Genomic DNA, 18,240 nt, shown 5'->3' with positions numbered 1-18,240 from the left:
AGAGACATACCCATGTTCCGTACCGCCTTGCGCAACGTACTCGCGCACAAGGCCCGGCTCCTCATGACCGTGCTCGCCGTGATGCTCGGCGTCGCGTTCGTGTCGGGGACCCTGGTCTTCACCAACACCATCTCCGACGCCTACCAGACGAGCTCCGCCAAGGGCTTCGACCAGGTCGACGTCGCCGTGACGCCCAAGTCCCAGGAGGACGAGGGCGACACGATCGGCAAGACCCCCGAGCTGACGCAAGCGCTGCTCGAGGACAGCGCGAAGGTCCCTGGAGCGGCGAACGCCATCGGCGTCGTCAGCGGCTTCACCGCCATCGCCGACAAGGACGGCAAGCTCATCGGCGACGGATTCCAGTCGCAGGGCGGCAACTACTGGGGCGACAAGGACCCGCGGTACCCGCTGAAGTCCGGCACGGCGCCGCACGGCGCGGACGAGGTCGCCATCGACTCGGAGACCGCGAGGCGCGCCGGGTACGAGGTCGGCGACACCGTGCGGATCTCGGTCGACGGCCCCGTCCTCTCCCCGAAGATCACCGGCATCTTCACCACCGACGACGGCAATGTCGCGGCCGGCGGCAGCCTCACGCTGTTCGACACGGCGACCGCGCAGAAGCTGTTCGGCAAGGCGGGCACGTACTACGAGATCGACGTGGCGGCGAAGTCCGGTGTCACGCAGGCCGCCCTGAAGGCCGAACTGGACAAGGCGCTGCCGAAGGACCTCACGGAGACCACCACCGGCAAGCAGCTCGCCGACGACCAGGCGCAGCAGATCGCCTCCGGCATGAGCGGCCTCCGGCAGGGACTGCTGGTCTTCGCGGGCATCGCGCTCTTCGTCGGCACGTTCATCATCGCCAACACGTTCACCATGCTGGTCGCCCAGCGCACCAAGGAGCTGGCGCTGCTGCGGGCGGTCGGCGCCTCCCGCCGGCAGGTCACGCGGTCGGTGCTGATCGAGGCGTTCGTGGTCGGCACGGTCGCCGGTGTGACGGGTCTGGTCGCCGGCATCGGCATCGGGGCGGGGCTGCGCTCCCTCATGGGCACGCTGGGGGCCACGGTCCCGGACGGACCGCTGGTGATCACCCCCGGCACGGTCGCCGCCGCCCTCGCCGTCGGCATCGTCATCACCATGCTGGCCGCGTGGCTGCCCGGCCGCCGGGCCGCGAAGATCCCGCCGGTCGCCGCGATGAGCAGCGTGCACGCGAAGGCGACGACGAAGTCGCTGGTCCTGCGCAACACACTCGGCGCGCTGTTCAGTGCCGCGGGCGTCGCCGTCGTCCTGGCGGCCACGACGATGAGCGGCTCGGACGGACAGGCCCCCATGGGCCTCGGCGCGGTCCTGCTGATCATCGGCGTGTTCATCCTGACCCCGCTGCTGTCCCGCCCGCTGATCGCGGCCGCGGCCCCGGTGCTGCGCGTGTTCGGCGTCTCCGGGAAGCTGGCCCGCCAGAACTCGGTCCGCAACCCGCGGCGTACGGCCGCCACGGCCTCCGCGCTGATGATCGGCCTGACGCTGATCACCGGCATGACGGTGATGGCGGGCAGTCTGCAGAAGTCGATCGACAAGATGGCGACGGCGGCGATCAGGGCCGACTACGTGGTCTCCATGGCGAACCGCCACGAACTCTCGCCGGACGTCGAGAAGAAGCTGCAGCAGGTCGACGGCGTCACCGCCACCAGCCCGCTGCGCAACGCGGCCTCCCGCATCGACGGGCAGACCGAGTACCTGACCGGCGTCAACGGAGGCGTGATCGGCGAGCTGACCGACCTGAAGGTCGACGAGGGCTCCTTCAAGGTCGGCGGTACGCAGGTCGTCGTGGACCACGACACCGCCAAGGCGCACGGCTGGAAGGCGGGTTCGGCCTTCACGGTGGCGTACGAGGACGGCAGGAAGCAGCGGCTGACGGTCGCCGGCGTCTACGAGGGCAACGAGCTGATCACCGGCATCATGCTCGACACCGCCACCCTTGCCCCGCACCAGACGGACCCGGCGGACATGCAGGTCATGGTCAAGACGTCCGGCGGCGCGTCGAGCGAGACGAAGGACCGTCTGGAGAAGGCGCTGGGCTCCAACCCGGCCATCCAGGTCCAGGACAAGAAGGACCTCTCCAACTCCATCGCGCAGATGTTCACGCTGATCCTGAACATGGTCTACGGCCTGCTGGCGATGGCGGTGATCGTGGCCGTCCTCGGGGTCATCAACACCCTGGCGATGTCGGTCTTCGAGCGCTCCCAGGAGATCGGCATGCTGCGGGCCATCGGCCTGGACCGCAAGGCCGTCAAGCGGATGGTCCGGCTGGAGTCCCTGGTGATCTCGCTGTTCGGCGGTGTGCTCGGCATCGGCCTGGGTGTGTTCTTCGGCTGGGCGGCCGGTGAGCTGATGGGGACGAGCATGCCGACGTACGAACTGGTCCTGCCGTGGGCGAGGATGGCCGTCTTCCTGCTGCTGGCGGCGACGGTGGGCGTCCTGGCGGCGCTGTGGCCGGCGCGGCGGGCGGCGCGGTTGAACATGCTGGCGGCCATCAAGTCGGAGTAGCGGCGGCAGCGGTACGGGGGTTGGGGCCCCCGCTCGTCCCAGGGCGAGCGGGGGCCCCTTCGTTCTGTGTGGCTGTCGTCCTCTCAGTTCCACGTACGGGAGCGCAACGGCACCCCGGAGTCGCCGGGCTCCGGTGTCCTGACGGCCAGGACCTGGTTGACGCCGATGCGGTTGCGTTCGAAGGCGACCGCGGAGGCGGCCATGTACAGACGCCAGACGCGGGCGCGGCCCGGGGAGGTGAGCCGCTGGGCGAGTGCCCAGTCGGCCTCGAGGTTGGTGACCCAGCGGCGCAGGGTGAGGGCGTAGTGCTCGCGGATCGACTCCACGTCGCGCACCTCCAGCCCGGCGCGCTCCAGCTGGGTGACCGTGGAGCCGAGGGGGGCGAGTTCGCCGTCGGGGAAGACGTAGGCGTCGATGAACTCGTCGACGTGGTAGGAGGTTTCGTCGCGCTGGGGGCGGCGGGCGATCTGGTGGTTGAGGAGGCGGCCGCCGGGCACGAGGAGGTCGTGGAGGTGCTCGGCGTACTCGAGGTAGCGCTCGGCGCCGACGTGTTCCGCCATGCCGATGGACGAGATGGCGTCGTACGGACCGTCGTGGACGTCCCGGTAGTCCTGCACGCGGATCTCGACCTTGTCGGTGAGCCCCTCGCCGGCCACGCGCTTGCGGGCGTACGCGGCCTGCTCCTGCGAGAGGGTGATGCCGACGACGCTCACACCGTGCTCGCGGGCGGCGTGGATGGCCATGGAGCCCCAGCCGCAGCCGACGTCGAGCAGTCGCCGACCGGGCCTCAGGTCGAGCTTGCGGCAGATGAGTTCGAGCTTGTCGCGCTGGGCGTCCTCGAGGGTGCCGGCGGGTTCGGGGGCGGACCAGTAGGCGCAGGAGTACACCATGGACGGGCCGAGGATGATCTCGTAGAAGTCGTTGCCGACGTCGTAGTGGTGGCTGATGGCGCGTTTGTCGCTGCCCTTGGTGTGCAGGTGGCGGCGGGGCCTGCGGACCTCCTCGCGGGGCGGGGCGGGCGGCAGCGGGGAGCCGGCGAGCGCGATCAGGCCGCGGACGGCGGCGCGGACGGCGGGGTCGCGCAGGGCCTGAACCAGGGTGCGGGCGTCGTCCCCGCGCTCCCAGATCAGGCCGGAGAGCAGGTCGAGGGTGGTGTAGAGGTCGCCGTCGATGTCCAGGTCGCCGGCGACCCAGGCTCGGGCGAGGCCCAGTTCGCCGGGCTTCCACAGCAGTCGGCGTACGGCGCGGCGATTGCGTACGACGAGGGTGGGCGCGTCAGGTGGGCCGGCCTGGGAACCGTCCCAGGCGCGGATCCTGACCGGGAGCGGGGCTCCCAGTGCCTGTTCGAGCAAGCCCTGCAGCCGCAGCGCGGCGTGGGTCATCGCACACCTCCGTGACAGGGGATCCCGGAATGTCCATCACCACGTAAACACCTGCGGGGCTTGGCCGCAGTCCCCCACGCGCGTTACAGCCGAGCAAACATTGCGGACGGCTCCGCCCCAGAGCCCGGGGTGCCTTTGCCCACCCGCCCACCCCACCCGGCGAGGTGAGAGGTACACGACCCCTGGGGCTCCGCCCCACACCCCCGGCCGGGACCCGCCCCCGCACCCCAGGCCTCGCCCACCCGCCACCCGACCCAGTCGGACGGAAAACCACCCCCACCCAGAGGCTCCACCCCACACCCCCGGCCGGAACCCGCCCCCGCACCCCTGTCTCGCCCACCCGCCACCCGACCCAGTCGGACGGAAAACCACCCCCACCCAGAGGCTCCACCCCACACCCCCGGCCGGAACCCGCCCCCGCACCCCTGTCTCGCCCACCCGCCACCCGACCCAGTCGGACGGAAAACCACCCCCCACCCAGAGGCTCCACCCCACACCCCCGGCCGGAACCCGCCCCCGCACCCCCAGGCCTCGCCCACCCGCCGGTCGGACGGAAAGCCACCCCACCCTGGGGCTCCGCCCCACACCCCCGGCGGGGCCCCGCCCCTGCACCCCTCGTGGGCCCTGCCCCTGCACCCCTCGTGGGGCTGTGCCCCTGAACCCCGGACCGGTGTCGCCGCGGAACCTCAGCACGTCCCGTCGGCAGCCCCGTGCCGCACCTTCTCGGCGCCGGTCCGTCCCATCCAGACCGTCCGGCCTTCGAGGACGAGGCCTTTCGGGACGGAGGGGGGGGCTGGGGGCGCAGCCCCCGGTGGGCGGGGCCGCGGAACGCCGAAGGACCTCCCGCACCACGGATGGCGGGAGGTCCTTCGGGTGGATCAGTGGCCGCAGGAGGTCAGGAGGCCTTTGCCTTCTCCTCCGTCTTTTCCTGCTTCGGCGCCGCGGGCACCGGCTTGGCGGCCTCGTAGAACTCCTCGCGCGGAGTCTCCAGCGCGCCCAGTGCGACGACCTCGCGCTTGAGGAACATCGCCAGGGTCCAGTCGGCGAAGACGCGGATCTTGCGGTTCCAGGTCGGCATTGCGAGACCGTGGTAGCCGCGGTGCATGTACCACGCCAGGCGGCCGCGCAGCTTGATCTTCATCTTGCCCATGACGATCATCGCCACGCCCTTGTGCAGGCCCAGGCCTGCCACCGCGCCCTTGTTGGAGTGGCTGTACTCCTTCTGCGGGAAGCCCCGCAGGCCGGAGACCACGTTGTCGCCGAGGACCCTCGCCTGGCGCAGGGCGTGCTGGGCGTTCGGCGGGCACCAGGCGTTCTCGATGCCGGCCTTGCGGGCGGCGACGTCCGGGACCTGGGCGTTGTCGCCCGCGGTCCAGATGTAGTCGGTGCCGGTGACCTGGAGGGTGGGCTGGGCGTCCACGTGACCGCGGGGGCCCAGCGGGAGGCCGTAACGGGAGAGGACCGGGTTCGGCTTGACGCCCGCCGTCCACACGATCGTGTTGGAGTCGACCTCGAGGCCGTTCTTCAGGACCACGTGGCCGTCGACGCAGGAGTCCATCGAGGTGGAGAGGTAGATCTCCACGCCCCGGCTCTCCAGGTGCTCCTTGCCGTACTGGCCGAGCTTGGGGCCGACCTCCGGCAGGATCTTGTCGGCGGCGTCGACGAGGATGAACCGCATGTCCTCGCGGGAGACGTTGTTGTAGTACTTGGCCGCGTCGCGGGCCATGTCCTCGACCTCACCGATGGTCTCCGCACCCGCGAAGCCACCGCCGACGAAGACGAAGGTGAGCGCCTTGCGGCGGATCTCCGCGTCGGTCGTGGAGTCGGCCTTGTCGAGCTGCTCGAGAACGTGGTTGCGCAGGCCGATGGCCTCCTCGATGCCCTTCATGCCGATGCCCTGCTCGGCGAGGCCGGGGATCGGGAAGGTGCGGGAGACCGCGCCGAGCGCGATGACCAGATAGTCGAAGGGCAGCTCGTACGCCTCGCCGACCAGCGGGGCGATCGTGGCGACCTTGCGGTCCTGGTCGATGGTGGTGACCCGGCCGGTGAGGACCTCCGCCTTCGGAAGCACGCGTCGCAGGGGGACGACGACGTGACGCGGGGAGATGCTGCCGGCGGCGGTTTCGGGGAGGAAGGGCTGGTAGGTCATGTACGACCGGGGGTCGACGACCGTGACGGTCGCCTCGCCGTAGCGCATCTTCTTGAGGATGCGCCGAGCTGCGTACAGGCCTACGTACCCACCGCCTACTACGAGGATCCTGGGACGCTCCGTGGTGCTCATGCCATCGAGTATCCACCCGCCCCAGGGGGGTAGCTCGTGCGCCCCTTCACAAGCTCCTGCAGGGGGTGTGCTATCCTCCGCGACCCACGTGATCCACGTCATGGTGGCGAAAGGGAACCACGGTGTAGGGCGAGCCGTTGTCAATGCCGCGTGAGCTGCCCTCTCTGGGTCGCCGGCACCCCTGTGAGAGCCCTGAAACGATCTCTCCGTGGGGAGGTCCGGGACGCCTCCCTACACCCTTCTGAACATGTTCAACCGCCTGATGGGGGACCGGAAGGGCCACCTGGGCACCTTCCGCGCCCCGACAGGACCGAATTCCTTGTGAAGAACTTCACGAACTTTTTCGACGGGGCGTCGCCGGGGGGTTCGCATGGGCCCCTCGGCGCGCTCATACGTTATCCGACCTGCTCAGTCGAAGGCTACTGATCGGTAATAAGGGAGAGCTACGCCACCGACCACGCGATGCCGTCCAGGATGTCGTGCTCGCTCACCACGACCTCCTCGGCCCCGATCCGCTCCATGATCGCGAGCAGCACCAGCGCACCGGCGGCGATCACGTCCACCCGCCCCGGATGCATCGACGCGACGGCGGCCCGCTCGGCGTGCGTGGAGTGCAGCAGCCACTCGGTGATCTCGCGGACCTTGTCGTGGGAGACGCGGGAGTGGTGGATGGCGGCGGAGTCGTACTCGGGCAGGTGCTGCGCGATCGCGGACACCGTGGTGACCGAGCCGGCCAGGCCGACCAGGGTGTGCGCCGCACGCAGCGGCACCGTCTCCTCGGCGAGGTCGAGGGCCGCCTCGATGTCGGCCCGCATCGCGGCGATCTGCTCCTCGGTGGGCGGGTCGCTCACGACCCCGTCGTGCACCAGATGCCGCTCGGTCATCCGCACACAGCCGACGTCGACGGAGCGCGCCGCCCGCACATGCTCCTCGCCGACCACGAACTCCGTCGACCCACCGCCGATGTCCACGACGAGGAACGGCTTGGTGAGGTCTTCGCGTCCGGTCAGCTCCTTGGTCGCCCCGGTGAAGGAGAACTCCGCCTCCTGGTCCCCGGAGATGACCTCGGGCTCCACACCCAGGATGTCCAGCACCCCGCGCACGAACTCGTCCCGGTTCTCCGCGTCCCGGGAGGCCGAGGTGGCCACGAAGCGCAGCCGCTCCGCGCCGTGCTCCTTGATGATCGCGGCGTACTCCCGGCAGGCGGCGAAGGTCCGCTCCAGTGCCTCGGGAGCGAGCCGGCCGGTGCGGTCGACGCCCTGGCCGAGCCGCACGATGGTCATGCGCCGGTCCAGCTCGACGAGTTCACCGGTCTCCGGGTCGCAGTCGGCGACGAGGAGCCGGATCGAGTTCGTACCGCAGTCGATGGCGGCGACGCGGGTCACTCGGCCACCCCCTGCACCACGCACGGCCCCTTGCGCCACCACTCCGGCAGCATCGCGATCGCCTCGTCGCCGAGCGGGTTCACCCCGGGCCCCGCCGCCAGCGAATGCGCGACCAGCACATGCAGGCACTTCACCCGGTCCGGCATGCCGCCCGCGCTCGGGAAGCCCGTCAGCTCCTCGATCTCGTCGCGCCGCCGGATGTAGTCCTCGTGCGCAGCCCGGTACGCGGCCGCCAGCTCCGGGTCGGTCTGCAGCCGATCCGTCATCTCCTTCATCACGCCCTCCGCCTCCAGCGTGCCGATCGCCGACGAGGCGCGCGGGCACGTCAGGTAGTACAGCGTCGGGAAGGGTGTGCCGTCGGGCAGCCGGGGGGCTGTCTCGACGACGTCCGGCTGCCCGCACGGGCACCGGTGTGCGATCGCGCGCAGCCCGCGCGGCGGCCGCCCGAGCTGCTGCTGGAACGCCTCGACGTCGGCGTCGGTGGGCTCGGTGCGCCCAGTGGGCGGCGGGGGCGTTTCCATGCCTGTAGGTCAGTCTCTCTCATCGGTTCACTGGTCGGAGGCGTCGGACCGGTCGACTCCGTCCCAGACGTTGGAGTACCAGGGGCGGTCGGCCGCTCCCAGGTCGGTGCGCGACTGCTTGGCCGCGTCCGGGTCGATCACGACGTAGCCGGTCTCGCCGGGCATGACGTAGTGCAGCCGCTGCCGGATCTGCTGCTCGGCGTAGGCGTCGTCCTGCCAGCGTGCCTTGAGGTCGCGCAGCTGCTCGACCCGCTCCTCGGCCTGCTGCTTCTGGCGTTCCAGATCGGCGATCTCGGCCCGCTGGGAGACGTACTGCCTTATCGGGTAGGCGAGGGCGACGATCAGCGAGCACAGGACGAGGGCGAGGAGCGCGGCCCGGCCCGTCAGCCGGGAGCGGCGGGCCTGGCGTTTGGTCTGGGACCGGTAGACACGGGCCGCCGTCTGCTCGCCGAGCAGCCGGATCCTGGTAGCGGTGGAGAAACGGTCCCGGTCCTTCCCGGCCATGTCCCCGCCTCCCCTTCATACGTGCGTACGTCCCCGCACACGGTACGGGACCGAGTACGGGGACGTACGTACGACTGGCTATGCCTTACCCGGGTCGCAGGAGGTCATCCCTTGAACCGCGGGAACGCGCTGCGGCCCGCGTACACCGCCGCGTCGTCCAGGATCTCCTCGATGCGCAGCAGCTGGTTGTACTTCGCGACGCGCTCGGAGCGAGCCGGGGCACCGGTCTTGATCTGGCCGCAGTTGGTGGCGACGGCCAGGTCGGCGATGGTGACGTCCTCGGTCTCGCCGGAGCGGTGCGACATCATGCACTTGAAGCCGTTGCGCTGGGCCAGCTCCACGGCGTCCAGGGTCTCGGTCAGCGAGCCGATCTGGTTCACCTTCACCAGCAGCGCGTTGGCGGCGCCGTCCTCGATGCCGCGGGCCAGGCGCTCGGGGTTGGTGACGAACAGGTCGTCGCCGACGAGCTGGACCTTGTCGCCGAGCTTGTCGGTGATGACCTTCCAGCCGGCCCAGTCGTCCTCGAACAGCGGGTCCTCGATGGAGACGAGCGGGTAGGCCGCGACGAGCTCCTCGTAGTACTCCGTCATCTCGGCGGCGGAGCGCTCCTTGCCCTCGAAGAGGTACTTGCCGTCCTTGTAGAACTCGGAGGCGGCGACGTCGAGCGCGAGGGCGATCTGCTCGCCCGGGGCGTAGCCGGCTTCCTTGATGGCCTCGAGGATGAGGTCGAGGGCGGCACGGTTGGAGTCCAGGTTCGGGGCGAAGCCGCCCTCGTCGCCGAGGCCGGTGGACAGGCCCTTGGTCTTCAGCACCTTCTTGAGGGTGTGGTAGACCTCGGTGCCCCAGCGCAGGGCCTCGGAGAAGGACTCCGCGCCGATCGGCGCGATCATGAACTCCTGGATGTCCACGTTGGAGTCGGCGTGCGAGCCGCCGTTCAGGATGTTCATCATCGGCACCGGCAGCAGGTGCGCGTTGGGGCCGCCCAGGTAGCGGAAGAGCGGGAGGTCGCTGGCCTCGGAGGCGGCGTGGGCGACGGCGAGGGAGACGCCGAGGATGGCGTTGGCGCCGAGGGAGCCCTTGTTGTCGGTGGCGTCCAGGTCGAACATGGCCTGGTCGATCAGGCGCTGCTCGGTGGCGTCGTAGCCGACCAGCTCCGGGCCGATCTGCTCGATGACGGCGAGGACGGCCTTCTCGACACCCTTGCCCTGATAGCGGTTGGGGTCACCGTCGCGGAGCTCGATGGCCTCGAAGGCGCCGGTGGAGGCGCCGGACGGGACGGCGGCACGACCCGTGCTGCCGTCGTCGAGGCCGACCTCGACCTCGACCGTGGGGTTGCCTCGGGAGTCCAGGATTTCCCGGGCTACGACGACGTCGATGGACGGCACGAGCATCTCCTTCTTGGGATGTGACGCTGGTTGTGCGGGGCACGTGGGCCCTTGACGAGCCCTTGTAGATCCCTTGCTGGGCCTTGCGACTAGAGCCTAGCCGCCCCGGGCCTGTCGGCAGCCGACCGACCGTCCCGTGGACAGACTGACGGTACACATTGTTTCTAGTCGGAACAAAGGGAGGGTGGGAATCCGGGCGAACAGTGGGCAAAGAAAAGCCCCGTCCCGGTGCGTACGGGGGAACACGCACCGGGACGGGGAGCCCGTGGGGACGGGGGGACCCTCACGAGGTCTCCACTGTGAAGTGCACGGATGTGAGGGCGCTGTGGTTCAGCTGCGAGCCACGTGTCACTTCAGGTGCAGCTGCTGGCCCGGGTAGATGAGGTCGGCGTCCTCGACGATGCCCTTGTTCAGCTTGAAGAGCTTCTGCCAGCCACCCTTGACGTGGTGCTTCTCGGCGATCGAGCTGAGGGAGTCGCCCTTGACGACCTTGTACTCGCCGTCGCCCTTCTTGACCTTCTTGCCGGTCGGGGTGGTGACGGTCTTCTTGGCGGCCGGGCGCTCGGTCGAACGGGAGCTGCTCTGCTGCTCCGTCGAACGCGTGCTGGTGCTGTTCGAGCCGGAGGAGCTGCTGGAGCCGCCGCCGGTGTAGGTGGCGTTCGACAGGCCCGTGCCGCAGACCGGCCAGGCACCCTTGCCCTGACCCGCGAGCACCTTCTCGGCGATCTCGATCTGCTGCGCCTTGGTGGCCTGGTCGGCGGTGGAGGCGTACTGCGTGCCGCCGTACGCGGCCCAGGTGGAGGCGGAGAACTGCAGACCGCCGTAGTAGCCGTTGCCGGTGTTGATGGACCAGTTGCCGCCCGACTCGCACTGGGCGACGGCGTCCCACTCGGCGGCGGTGGCGGCGGAGGCGCTGCCGGCCGCCATCAGCGGGGCGGCGACGGCGGCGGTGGTGACGCCGGCCATGGCGATGGCGCGGGAGGCCTTGTTCGGACGGCGGTGCTTGCCCTTGCCGGAAAACAGCATGGATCGATCCCCTCACCGACGCCTGCGAGGTGAGCTGTCGGGTTCGGGCCGGTTGAGTTGCCCGGCCACGCCTCCCTGGGAAGGCGCGGCTTCACCCCAAGCCGGTTCCGGCGGTGAGCCGCCCTGAAGGGCCTCAACTGCCGGACCCGGCACTTACCTTGGGTCCCCCGCTCCTGCCTGCGGCGCTTGACGCGACGACTGTTCCCGGGCGGCCACTGGCAGGATTCGGCGTTGCGGCGGCCGGGGCTCGCGTTGGCGAGCGGTCATGACCGTAGACACGGAATCCGCCGAATTTCAAAGACGATCAGGGCTTCTGAGACTCATCCCACACTTTCACCAAACCGGACATTCGGCGCGAACCATGACGCGAACTCCAGCCGTTTTACGCCCTATTCGGCAGGGACGTCCAGGGTCTGACCGGCGAAGATGTGGTTCGGGTCGGAGCCGATGGCCTGCCTGTTCTCGGCGTAGAGCGCGGACCATCCGCCGTCGAGGTCAAGGGAGTCGGCGATGGACGCGAGGGTGTCGCCGACGCGGACCGTGTACGAGGCGTGCCGGCCGGAGGAGGCGCCGGCGCCGTCGGTGGCGCTCTCGTCGGCGCTGTCGCCGCGATGGCGGCCGGTGCCGGTGTCGGCGGTGTCGTCGGTGGCCGGGTTGACGGAACCGGTGTCGACGAGGCTCCAGGAACCGGCGTTTTGCTGCGACTTGTCCGAGTCGTCCGCCTCCGCGGTCTCCGTGGGTGAGCCGTCGGGCGACCGTGAAACGCCGGTGTCACCCGCATCGGAGCCGGGAGACGTATCGGACTTGGAGGAGCTGTCCGCCGTAGAGGACGAAGAGGGAGAAGGGGATGCTTCTGCGGAAGATTCGGACGAATCGCCTGACGACTTACCGGATCCGGAGGAGTTCTTGGACGTGTCGGACAACCCGGGCGAGTCGGACGCTCCGGAGGACGACGAACCGTCACCCACACCGGTGTCGAGGCCGGCCGAGCCGTTCTCCTTGGTGAGGCCGGAGGTCAGTCCGCAGGTGGGCCAGGCGCCCGGCCCCTCGGCGGCGAGAATCTTCTGGGCAACGGCTATCTGCTGGGAACGGCTGGCCCGATCGGGGCTCGAGGCGTATTCGAGACCGCCGTATATCTCCCAGTCGCCCTGGGTCAGATGCAGGCCGCCGAAGTACCCGTCGCCCACGTCGGCGCTCCAGGAACCTCCGGTCTCGCACTCGGCCACCTTGTCCCACACGGTGCCGTCGGCCGCGCTCGCGCCACCGGCGCCGAGGAGCGGGATGGCGATGGCGGAGCCGGTCACACCGGCTGCGACGAGGAGAGCCGGGGCCTGACGGGGGCGGCGGTGGCGACCGTTCCCGGAGAGCATGCGGGGGCCTTTCTCGAGACAACAGTGACCGGCGAGGCGCGTGCTGCCATTGCGCCTTGCTGATGTGTGAACGTATCGGCAGGTCAATACTTGTCACAAGTTAATGCCGCGTAGATCACGTGAAGATCACAGACTTGAGGGTATGTCACGTATGCGTGCAGTACCCGGCCGATTACGGGATCGGGCTGAACTCGACCGGCAGGGTGCGCAGTCCGCGCATGATGAGCCCGCCGCGCCACCTCAAGTCGGCCGGGTCCGCGGCGAGTCGGAGGTCGGGGAGGCGGGTGAGGAGCGTGGCCAGCGCGGTCTGGCCCTCGAGCCGGGCGAGCGGGGCACCGAGACAGTAGTGGATGCCGTGGCCGTACCCGAGGTGCTGGTTGTCGCGACGGGAGAGGTCGAGGGTGTCGGGCTCGGTGAAGCGCGCGGGGTCGCGGTCCGCGGCGGCGAGTACGACGAGGACGGGGTCGCCGGGTGCGATGTCCTGTCCGCCGATGGTGAGCGGCCGGGTGGCGAACCGCCATGTGGCGAGCTCCACGGGGCCGTCGTAACGCAGGAGTTCCTCGACGCCGGTCTCCAGCAGGGCGCGTTCGCCGCGGACGAGGGACTCCTGGAGGCGGGCCCGCTGGTCGGGGTGGGTGAGCAGGGCGTAGGTGCCGTTCCCGATCAGATTGACGGTGGTCTCGAAGCCGGCGAAGAGAAGGATGAAGGCCATCGCGGCGGCCTCGTTCTCGGTGAGGTGCTCGCCGTGGTCGGAGGCGCGGATGAGGCCGGAGATGAGGTCTTCGCCGGGCGTGGGTTCGGCGGGCAGGGCCTCGCGTTTGCGGTGGATGAGGTCGGCGAGATACCCGCGCATCTTCTTCACGGACCGTGCGACACCGCCCCGGGGGCCGCCTTGATGGCGGATCATCATCCCCGCCCAGTCCCGGAAGTCGTCCTGGTCCTCGCGGGGCACGCCGAGCATGTCGCAGATGGCGTAGATGGGGAGCGGGAAGGCGAACTCGTGGATGAGGTCGGCGGATCCCCGCTCGGCGAACCGGCCGATGAGCTGGTCGGTGAGCTCCTGCACGCGCGGGGCGAACTCGGCGACGCGACGGGGTGTGAAGGCCTTGCTGACGAGCCGTCGGAGCCTGGTGTGGTCCGGCGGATCGATGTTGAGCAGATGCGTCATCAGCTCGGCCTTGCGCTCACCGGGGATGCCGGTCCTGCCCCTGGCGTGGGCGGGCTCGTCGTGGTGCGCGGGGTTCTTGGACAGGCGCGGGTCGGCGAGGGCTTGTTTGGCGTCGGCGTAGCGTGTGACCAGCCAGGCCTCGACGCCGCTGGGCAGTTCGGTTCTGTGGACCGGGGCGTGCTCGCGGAGCCAGGCGTAGGCGGGGTAGGGGTCGGTGGCGAAGGCCCAGGTGAAGAGTTCTGGGGCTGCCGGGGTGGGGTGGGGCTGGTCGGTCACTCCTTGACGGTATCCGGGTTTTGGGCGAAGGCCTTCTGCGCTTGTGGCTGTCAGCCCTCAGCCACCCGGATCGCATCCCGGTAGGCCCGCGCCGCCGCCCGCAGCGCCGCCTCCGGATCCGCGCCCTCCGCCTCCGCGCGCACGGCCATCGCCAGCAGCTCGTATCCGACGCCCTCGCCCCGGGGAAGCGGCACCTGCAGTCCCGCCGTGCGCACGCGCGAGGCCAGCTTGGCGGCGAGGGCCAGGCCGGGCTGGCCCAGGGGGATGCCCTCCGTCACCGACTCCCGCCGCTTCTCGACCGCCTTCGTGCGCAGCCAGTGCTCCTTGACCTCCTCGGGGGTGGTCGCCGTCTCGTCGCCGAAGACGTGCGGGTGGCGGTGGATGAGCTTGGCGACGATGCCTCCCGCCACGTCGTCGATCGAGAAGGGGGCGTCCGCGTCCTCCTCGGCGATACGGGCGTGGAAGACGACCTGGAGCAGGACGTCGCCGAGTTCCTCGCGCAGTTCGTCCCGGTCGCCGTCCTCGATGGCCTCGACGAGTTCGTACGCCTCCTCGATGCCGTACTTCGCCAGGCCCTTGTGGGTCTGCTGCGAGGACCACGGGCACTCCGCGCGGATGCGGTCCATGACCTGGACGAGGTCGAGGAGGCGGGCGCCCGGCAGGTCGTAGGAGGCGGGGAGCAGCTCCAGCTCCGGCATGCCGACGCGTCCGGAGCCCGCGAGGCGCGCCAGGCCGTCCGTGAGAACCGGCTCGCCCTCGCCCGTCGCCACGACGACCACCGTGTGTCCGCCCGCGCACGCGTCCACCAGTTCCTGCGCGGTCGGGGACGCCTCGTCCACGGATATGCCGGCCTCGCGAAGGTACGGCAGCTGTGGGTGCGCGCCGTCCGAGCACAGGACGCGGTCGGCGGTGCGCAGCGCCTGCCAGGCGGGCCAGGACAGCAGGCCGGGCGCGACGCGGTGGCTGGTGGTGAGCAGGACGATGCGCCCCGGGGAGTCTTCAGGACTGGTTGCGTTCACTCCCCGAACGTAACCCACGCCACCGACAGCCCCGTGAGTTGTCCACAGGCCGCCGCGACCGGGCGGCCCCGCCGTACCGTTACGCGGCCCCGCCGTGCCGTCACGTCGTCTGCTGCGTCCCGGACGACGTCACGTCGCGCACCCACGGCGTCTCGGCGTTGACGCGGGCGACCTTCTTGACGTCCCAGGAGCCGTAGCGCGGATTGAGCTCGACGTTCAGTTCCTCGGACGCCTCGGACAGGACGTCGAGGAAGGCCTGGTCGTTGGTCTGGATGCCGTTCTTCTCGGCCAGTTTCTGGGCCTCCAGCTGGAGGCGGAGGTTGTCGTCGAGACGCTGCGGCGGGATGCCGTACTGCTGCAGCCAGGCCGCCTCCAGCGCCTGCGGACCGCCGGTCTGCTTCTCCAGCTCGTCCCGCAGCTTCTGGATCTCGTTGCGGCTCACGGTGACGCCCGCGTCCTGTGCGGCCCGCTGCAGCACCAGGTCGATGACCATGCCGTGCAGCGTGTCACGGGCGAGGCCGCCGGTCTGGGCGATGGCCTGGGAGTACTGCGTCTCGTCCGGTACGGCCGCCCGCTGCGCCGCGCGCACCTCCTTCACCCGGTTCTCCAGCTGCGAGACGGTGATCCGCTCGCCGCCGACGACGGCCGCCGCGCCGGGATGCGCGTCGCTTCCGCAGGCGGTCAGAAGGGGGCCCGCGGCGACGATCACGGCGGACAGCAGGAGCGCGGTGCGACGGCGGCGGTGCAAGGAAGCCTCCCGAGGAGATTGTGCGACGGTGCACAAAGTCTTGCGGTGATCGATGGTAGGCAGTGGCCGAGCTCTGGCCAACCCATTCGACCAACGATTCACCAGGACTTCGGGCACCGCCGCGTCCCGGCCGTCACGCCACGCGGCCGGTCGCCGTCAGCCGGTGATCGCCACCGGGCCGTCCCACGCGTCCCGGTCCACGGTGATCGTGTAGCCGTTGCGGGTCTCCTTGCTGTTGACCATGTACTGGTGGCCCCGGCTGTGGTTCGTGAACTGGGTCGACCCGAACGGCCAGTCCGCGGTCGTGGTGTTCTGCTTGTCCCACAGCGCGTACCACAGGTTGCCCGGAAGGTCGGTCTTGTCGGTGGCGGTGGCGATCGCCTTCGCGCTGGAGCTGGTGAAGCCGTAGTAGCCGCTGCGGTACGTCTTGGCGCGCAGCGCCTTGTCGAACGCGCGGACGTACGTCAGGACGGCCGTGTTGCACGCCTTGTTCGTGATGTCGTACGGCTCCATGTCGAGGAAGACGGGGCTGCCGGCCTTCATCCCGAGGGCGGAGGCCTTGGCCACCGCGTCGGCGGCGTCGCTCGCACCGAGGGAGGCGGCCGTGGTGGCGGTGATCTTCTCGGGGCTGGATCCGGTCTGGCAGGGCGGCTGGGCACCGACGTAGATCGGGATGAGCTTCCAGCCGACCGTGCTGACGGACTTCACCCAGGACGCGGTGAGGTTGGGCTGGGCGCAGCCGCGGTTCTTGCCGCCGATGTAGACGGCGGCGGCGCCGTAGAAGCCGGTGTGCCAGGCCTTCATCGCGGACAGGGAGGGGGCGGCGCAGGTGTCGAAGGCGCGGCCGGTGTAGGTCTTCTGCGCGGGCCAGGTGGTCGCCGCCATCGACGTCTGTGCGGCGATGCCCGCCCCGGCGGCGACCGCGACGCCGGCGACCGCCCAGGTGAGGTATCTGCGCTTCTTCGACTGCCGATGACCTGACATGCCTGATCCCACCCCGGGTGTGCGATGACGGGCGCGCACGGCGCGCACAAACTGATCGCAAGCTATCCCGCGGCCACCCGGATTCGGGAAACTCCGTCCCCAGATGATCACAAGTTTCTCTCTGGGCACCGCAAAATCAGCCGCGCACCTGCCCCAGCCACTGCAGGGTTCTGCGGACGTCCGCGGCGAGCGGGTGGCCGGGGCCCTGCAGCCGCTCCACGTCGTGCAGCAGCCGGACGAGCGTGTCGTGGGCGGCGGCGCGGTCGCCGAGGGCCAGCAGCAGATGACCGATGCGACGGCGGACGTCGTGGGCGAGTTCGGGGTCGCCGGCGACGTACTGGTTCTCGTAGTACGGCAGCAGCGCGCGGTACTCGGCGAGCGCCGCCGCCGGTTCGCCGAGTTGCTCCAGGCACTGGGCGGCGTCGTAGCGGAAGCGCAGGGACTGGGGGTCGGCCTGGCCCGCCTCGGCGGCGCGTTCGTCGGCGAGGCGGCGCAGTTCGGGCAGCGCGCGCCGGTACTGGCCGTCGTCCATGAGTGTGGCCGCGTACTGCTTGCGCAGCGTGCGGACCACCGGGGAGTGTTCGCCGTGCTGTTCGGCGGCGGCGGGCAGGATCGCGCCGAGGATGTCGACGGCCTGGGTGATGCGGCCCTCGCCGAGGAGGCGCTTGACCTCGTCGACGGCGCGGGCCACGTCCGGCTTCTCGGCGACGGACGCGACCGGGGCGGGCTGGGGCGCGGGCGTACGGGCACGGTCCGGCCAGGGCGCGTGCGGGCGCAGGAAGGGGCGCGTGGGGTCGAGGGGCGACCCGGTGGGCGTCCCGCGCGCGGGCAGGAGCCGCGCCAGGTCCTCGTACACCTCCTGTGCGGAGGCGGGCCGGTGCTGCGGGTCCTTGGCGAGCAGGCGCAGGACGAGCGTCTCGAGCACCTCGGGCACCTCCGGGCGGATACGGCGCACGGGCAGCGGCGGCTCGTACAGATGCCGGTGCAGCACGCCGAGCGCCGTCGAGCCCGCGAACGGCACGTCGCCGCTGAGGAGTTCGTGCAGGAGTACGCCGAGTGCGTACAGGTCGGTGTACGGGCCGACCGCGCCGCCCATCGCCTGCTCGGGCGCCATGTAGGCGGGCGAGCCGATGGGTGTGCCGGTGTGGGTGAGGCGGGTGGTGTCGGCGTCCATGACGGAGGCGACGCCGAGGTCGAGGACGGTGACCGTGCCGTCCTGCTTCACCATCACGTTGCGCGGTTTGAGGTCGCGGTGGACGATCGGCACGGCGTGCACGGCGCTGAGCACGGCGCACAGTTGCGCGGCGACCGCCACCGCCCACTGCCAGGGGTACGGGTCGTGCTCGGCGAGGTGGTCGGAGAGGTCGGCGCCGTCGACGTACTGCATGACGAGGAACAGCTCCTCGCCCTCACTGCCCGCGTCGTGCACGGTGACCAGCCCCGGGTGGTCGACCTGCGCGGTCACCCGGCACTCGCGCATGAAGCGGCGGCGCAGCTCGTCGGCCTCCGCTCCGGCGACCTTGTCGGGGCGCAGCAGTTTCACGGCCACGCGCCGGTCGAGGCGGCGGTCGTAGGCCGTCCAGACCTGGCCCATGCCGCCCTGCCCGATGAGCGTGGCCAGTTCGTAGCGGTCGGCGACGACGCGTCCTG

Annotated in this window: 14 protein-coding genes and 1 riboswitch; of the genes, 1 reads left to right on the top strand and 13 read right to left on the bottom strand. The window is 70.4% G+C overall.

The annotated features are described in order from the left end of the window. Positions 1-12 precede the first annotated feature (12 nt). Positions 13-2,541 carry an ABC transporter permease gene (locus tag ABZO29_RS26085; RefSeq protein ID WP_367322606.1) on the top strand — a complete coding sequence of 843 codons (2,529 nt, stop codon included), beginning with the start codon at positions 13-15 and terminating at the stop codon, positions 2,539-2,541. An 83-nt stretch (positions 2,542-2,624) separates the two neighbouring features. On the opposite strand, the gene ABZO29_RS26080 is transcribed toward ABZO29_RS26085, so the two are convergent. The 13 genes from ABZO29_RS26080 to ABZO29_RS26020 form a co-directional block, all read right to left on the bottom strand. Beyond that, positions 2,625-3,923 (bottom strand): class I SAM-dependent methyltransferase, encoded by a 1,299-nt coding sequence (locus ABZO29_RS26080; RefSeq protein ID WP_367322605.1) that lies wholly within the window; start codon positions 3,921-3,923, stop codon positions 2,625-2,627. 895 nt (positions 3,924-4,818) lie between these two features. After that, entirely contained in the window at positions 4,819-6,204 is a 1,386-nt protein-coding gene (locus ABZO29_RS26075) for an NAD(P)/FAD-dependent oxidoreductase (protein ID WP_367322604.1), read from the bottom strand. Positions 6,205-6,647: 443 nt separating this feature from the next. Next, positions 6,648-7,589, bottom strand: coding sequence for an exopolyphosphatase (locus tag ABZO29_RS26070; RefSeq protein ID WP_367322603.1), 942 nt, complete (start codon positions 7,587-7,589; stop codon positions 6,648-6,650). Continuing rightward, positions 7,586-8,110, bottom strand: coding sequence for a DUF501 domain-containing protein (locus ABZO29_RS26065; protein ID WP_367322602.1), 525 nt, complete (start codon positions 8,108-8,110; stop codon positions 7,586-7,588). The genes ABZO29_RS26070 and ABZO29_RS26065 overlap by 4 nt, the downstream gene beginning before the upstream one ends. Before the next feature lie 27 nt (positions 8,111-8,137). After that, positions 8,138-8,614, bottom strand: coding sequence for a septum formation initiator family protein (locus ABZO29_RS26060; RefSeq protein ID WP_367322601.1), 477 nt, complete (start codon positions 8,612-8,614; stop codon positions 8,138-8,140). A gap of 104 nt (positions 8,615-8,718) precedes the next feature. After that, positions 8,719-10,005, bottom strand: coding sequence for a phosphopyruvate hydratase (gene eno, locus ABZO29_RS26055; RefSeq protein WP_367322600.1), 1,287 nt, complete (start codon positions 10,003-10,005; stop codon positions 8,719-8,721). 342 nt (positions 10,006-10,347) lie between these two features. After that, positions 10,348-11,025, bottom strand: coding sequence for a transglycosylase family protein (locus ABZO29_RS26050; protein ID WP_367322599.1), 678 nt, complete (start codon positions 11,023-11,025; stop codon positions 10,348-10,350). Positions 11,026-11,029: 4 nt separating this feature from the next. After that, positions 11,030-11,220: riboswitch (cyclic di-AMP (ydaO/yuaA leader) on the bottom strand. Positions 11,221-11,414: 194 nt separating this feature from the next. Beyond that, positions 11,415-12,395, bottom strand: a complete 981-nt coding sequence (locus ABZO29_RS26045) for a transglycosylase family protein (protein WP_367322598.1) — start codon at positions 12,393-12,395, stop codon at positions 11,415-11,417. Positions 12,396-12,567: 172 nt separating this feature from the next. After that, on the bottom strand, positions 12,568-13,839 hold the full coding sequence (locus tag ABZO29_RS26040) for a cytochrome P450 (protein ID WP_367322597.1): 1,272 nt from the start codon (positions 13,837-13,839) through the stop codon (positions 12,568-12,570). A 50-nt stretch (positions 13,840-13,889) separates the two neighbouring features. Continuing rightward, positions 13,890-14,858, bottom strand: coding sequence for a nucleoside triphosphate pyrophosphohydrolase (locus ABZO29_RS26035; RefSeq protein ID WP_367322596.1), 969 nt, complete (start codon positions 14,856-14,858; stop codon positions 13,890-13,892). A 100-nt stretch (positions 14,859-14,958) separates the two neighbouring features. Next, a complete protein-coding gene (locus ABZO29_RS26030) occupies positions 14,959-15,606 on the bottom strand; it encodes a SurA N-terminal domain-containing protein (RefSeq protein ID WP_367322595.1) in 648 nt (215 codons plus the stop codon). Between the two features lie 156 nt (positions 15,607-15,762). Further along, the gene (locus tag ABZO29_RS26025) at positions 15,763-16,590 is read right to left on the bottom strand and encodes a glycoside hydrolase domain-containing protein (protein ID WP_367322594.1); all 828 of its coding nucleotides are present in this window, start codon (positions 16,588-16,590) and stop codon (positions 15,763-15,765) included. Between the two features lie 136 nt (positions 16,591-16,726). Beyond that, positions 16,727-18,211, bottom strand: a complete 1,485-nt coding sequence (locus tag ABZO29_RS26020) for a protein kinase (protein ID WP_367326249.1) — start codon at positions 18,209-18,211, stop codon at positions 16,727-16,729. Positions 18,212-18,240 lie beyond the last annotated feature (29 nt).

Source organism: Streptomyces sp. HUAS ZL42, from assembly GCF_040782645.1.
Lineage (GTDB): Bacteria > Actinomycetota > Actinomycetes > Streptomycetales > Streptomycetaceae > Streptomyces.
Note: the sequence above shows the minus strand (reverse complement) of the source record. Positions and strands in the feature narration are given on the sequence as shown.

Coding starts and splice junctions, on each gene's coding strand:
- eno (WP_367322600.1), bottom strand. CDS start 10,005: ATGCTCGTGCCGTCCATCGACGTCGTCGTAGCCCGGGAAATCCTGGAC.
- ABZO29_RS26060 (WP_367322601.1), bottom strand. CDS start 8,614: ATGGCCGGGAAGGACCGGGACCGTTTCTCCACCGCTACCAGGATCCGG.
- ABZO29_RS26085 (WP_367322606.1), top strand. CDS start 13: ATGTTCCGTACCGCCTTGCGCAACGTACTCGCGCACAAGGCCCGGCTC.
- ABZO29_RS26050 (WP_367322599.1), bottom strand. CDS start 11,025: ATGCTGTTTTCCGGCAAGGGCAAGCACCGCCGTCCGAACAAGGCCTCC.
- ABZO29_RS26025 (WP_367322594.1), bottom strand. CDS start 16,590: ATGTCAGGTCATCGGCAGTCGAAGAAGCGCAGATACCTCACCTGGGCG.
- ABZO29_RS26080 (WP_367322605.1), bottom strand. CDS start 3,923: ATGACCCACGCCGCGCTGCGGCTGCAGGGCTTGCTCGAACAGGCACTG.
- ABZO29_RS26045 (WP_367322598.1), bottom strand. CDS start 12,395: ATGCTCTCCGGGAACGGTCGCCACCGCCGCCCCCGTCAGGCCCCGGCT.
- ABZO29_RS26065 (WP_367322602.1), bottom strand. CDS start 8,110: ATGGAAACGCCCCCGCCGCCCACTGGGCGCACCGAGCCCACCGACGCC.
- ABZO29_RS26075 (WP_367322604.1), bottom strand. CDS start 6,204: ATGAGCACCACGGAGCGTCCCAGGATCCTCGTAGTAGGCGGTGGGTAC.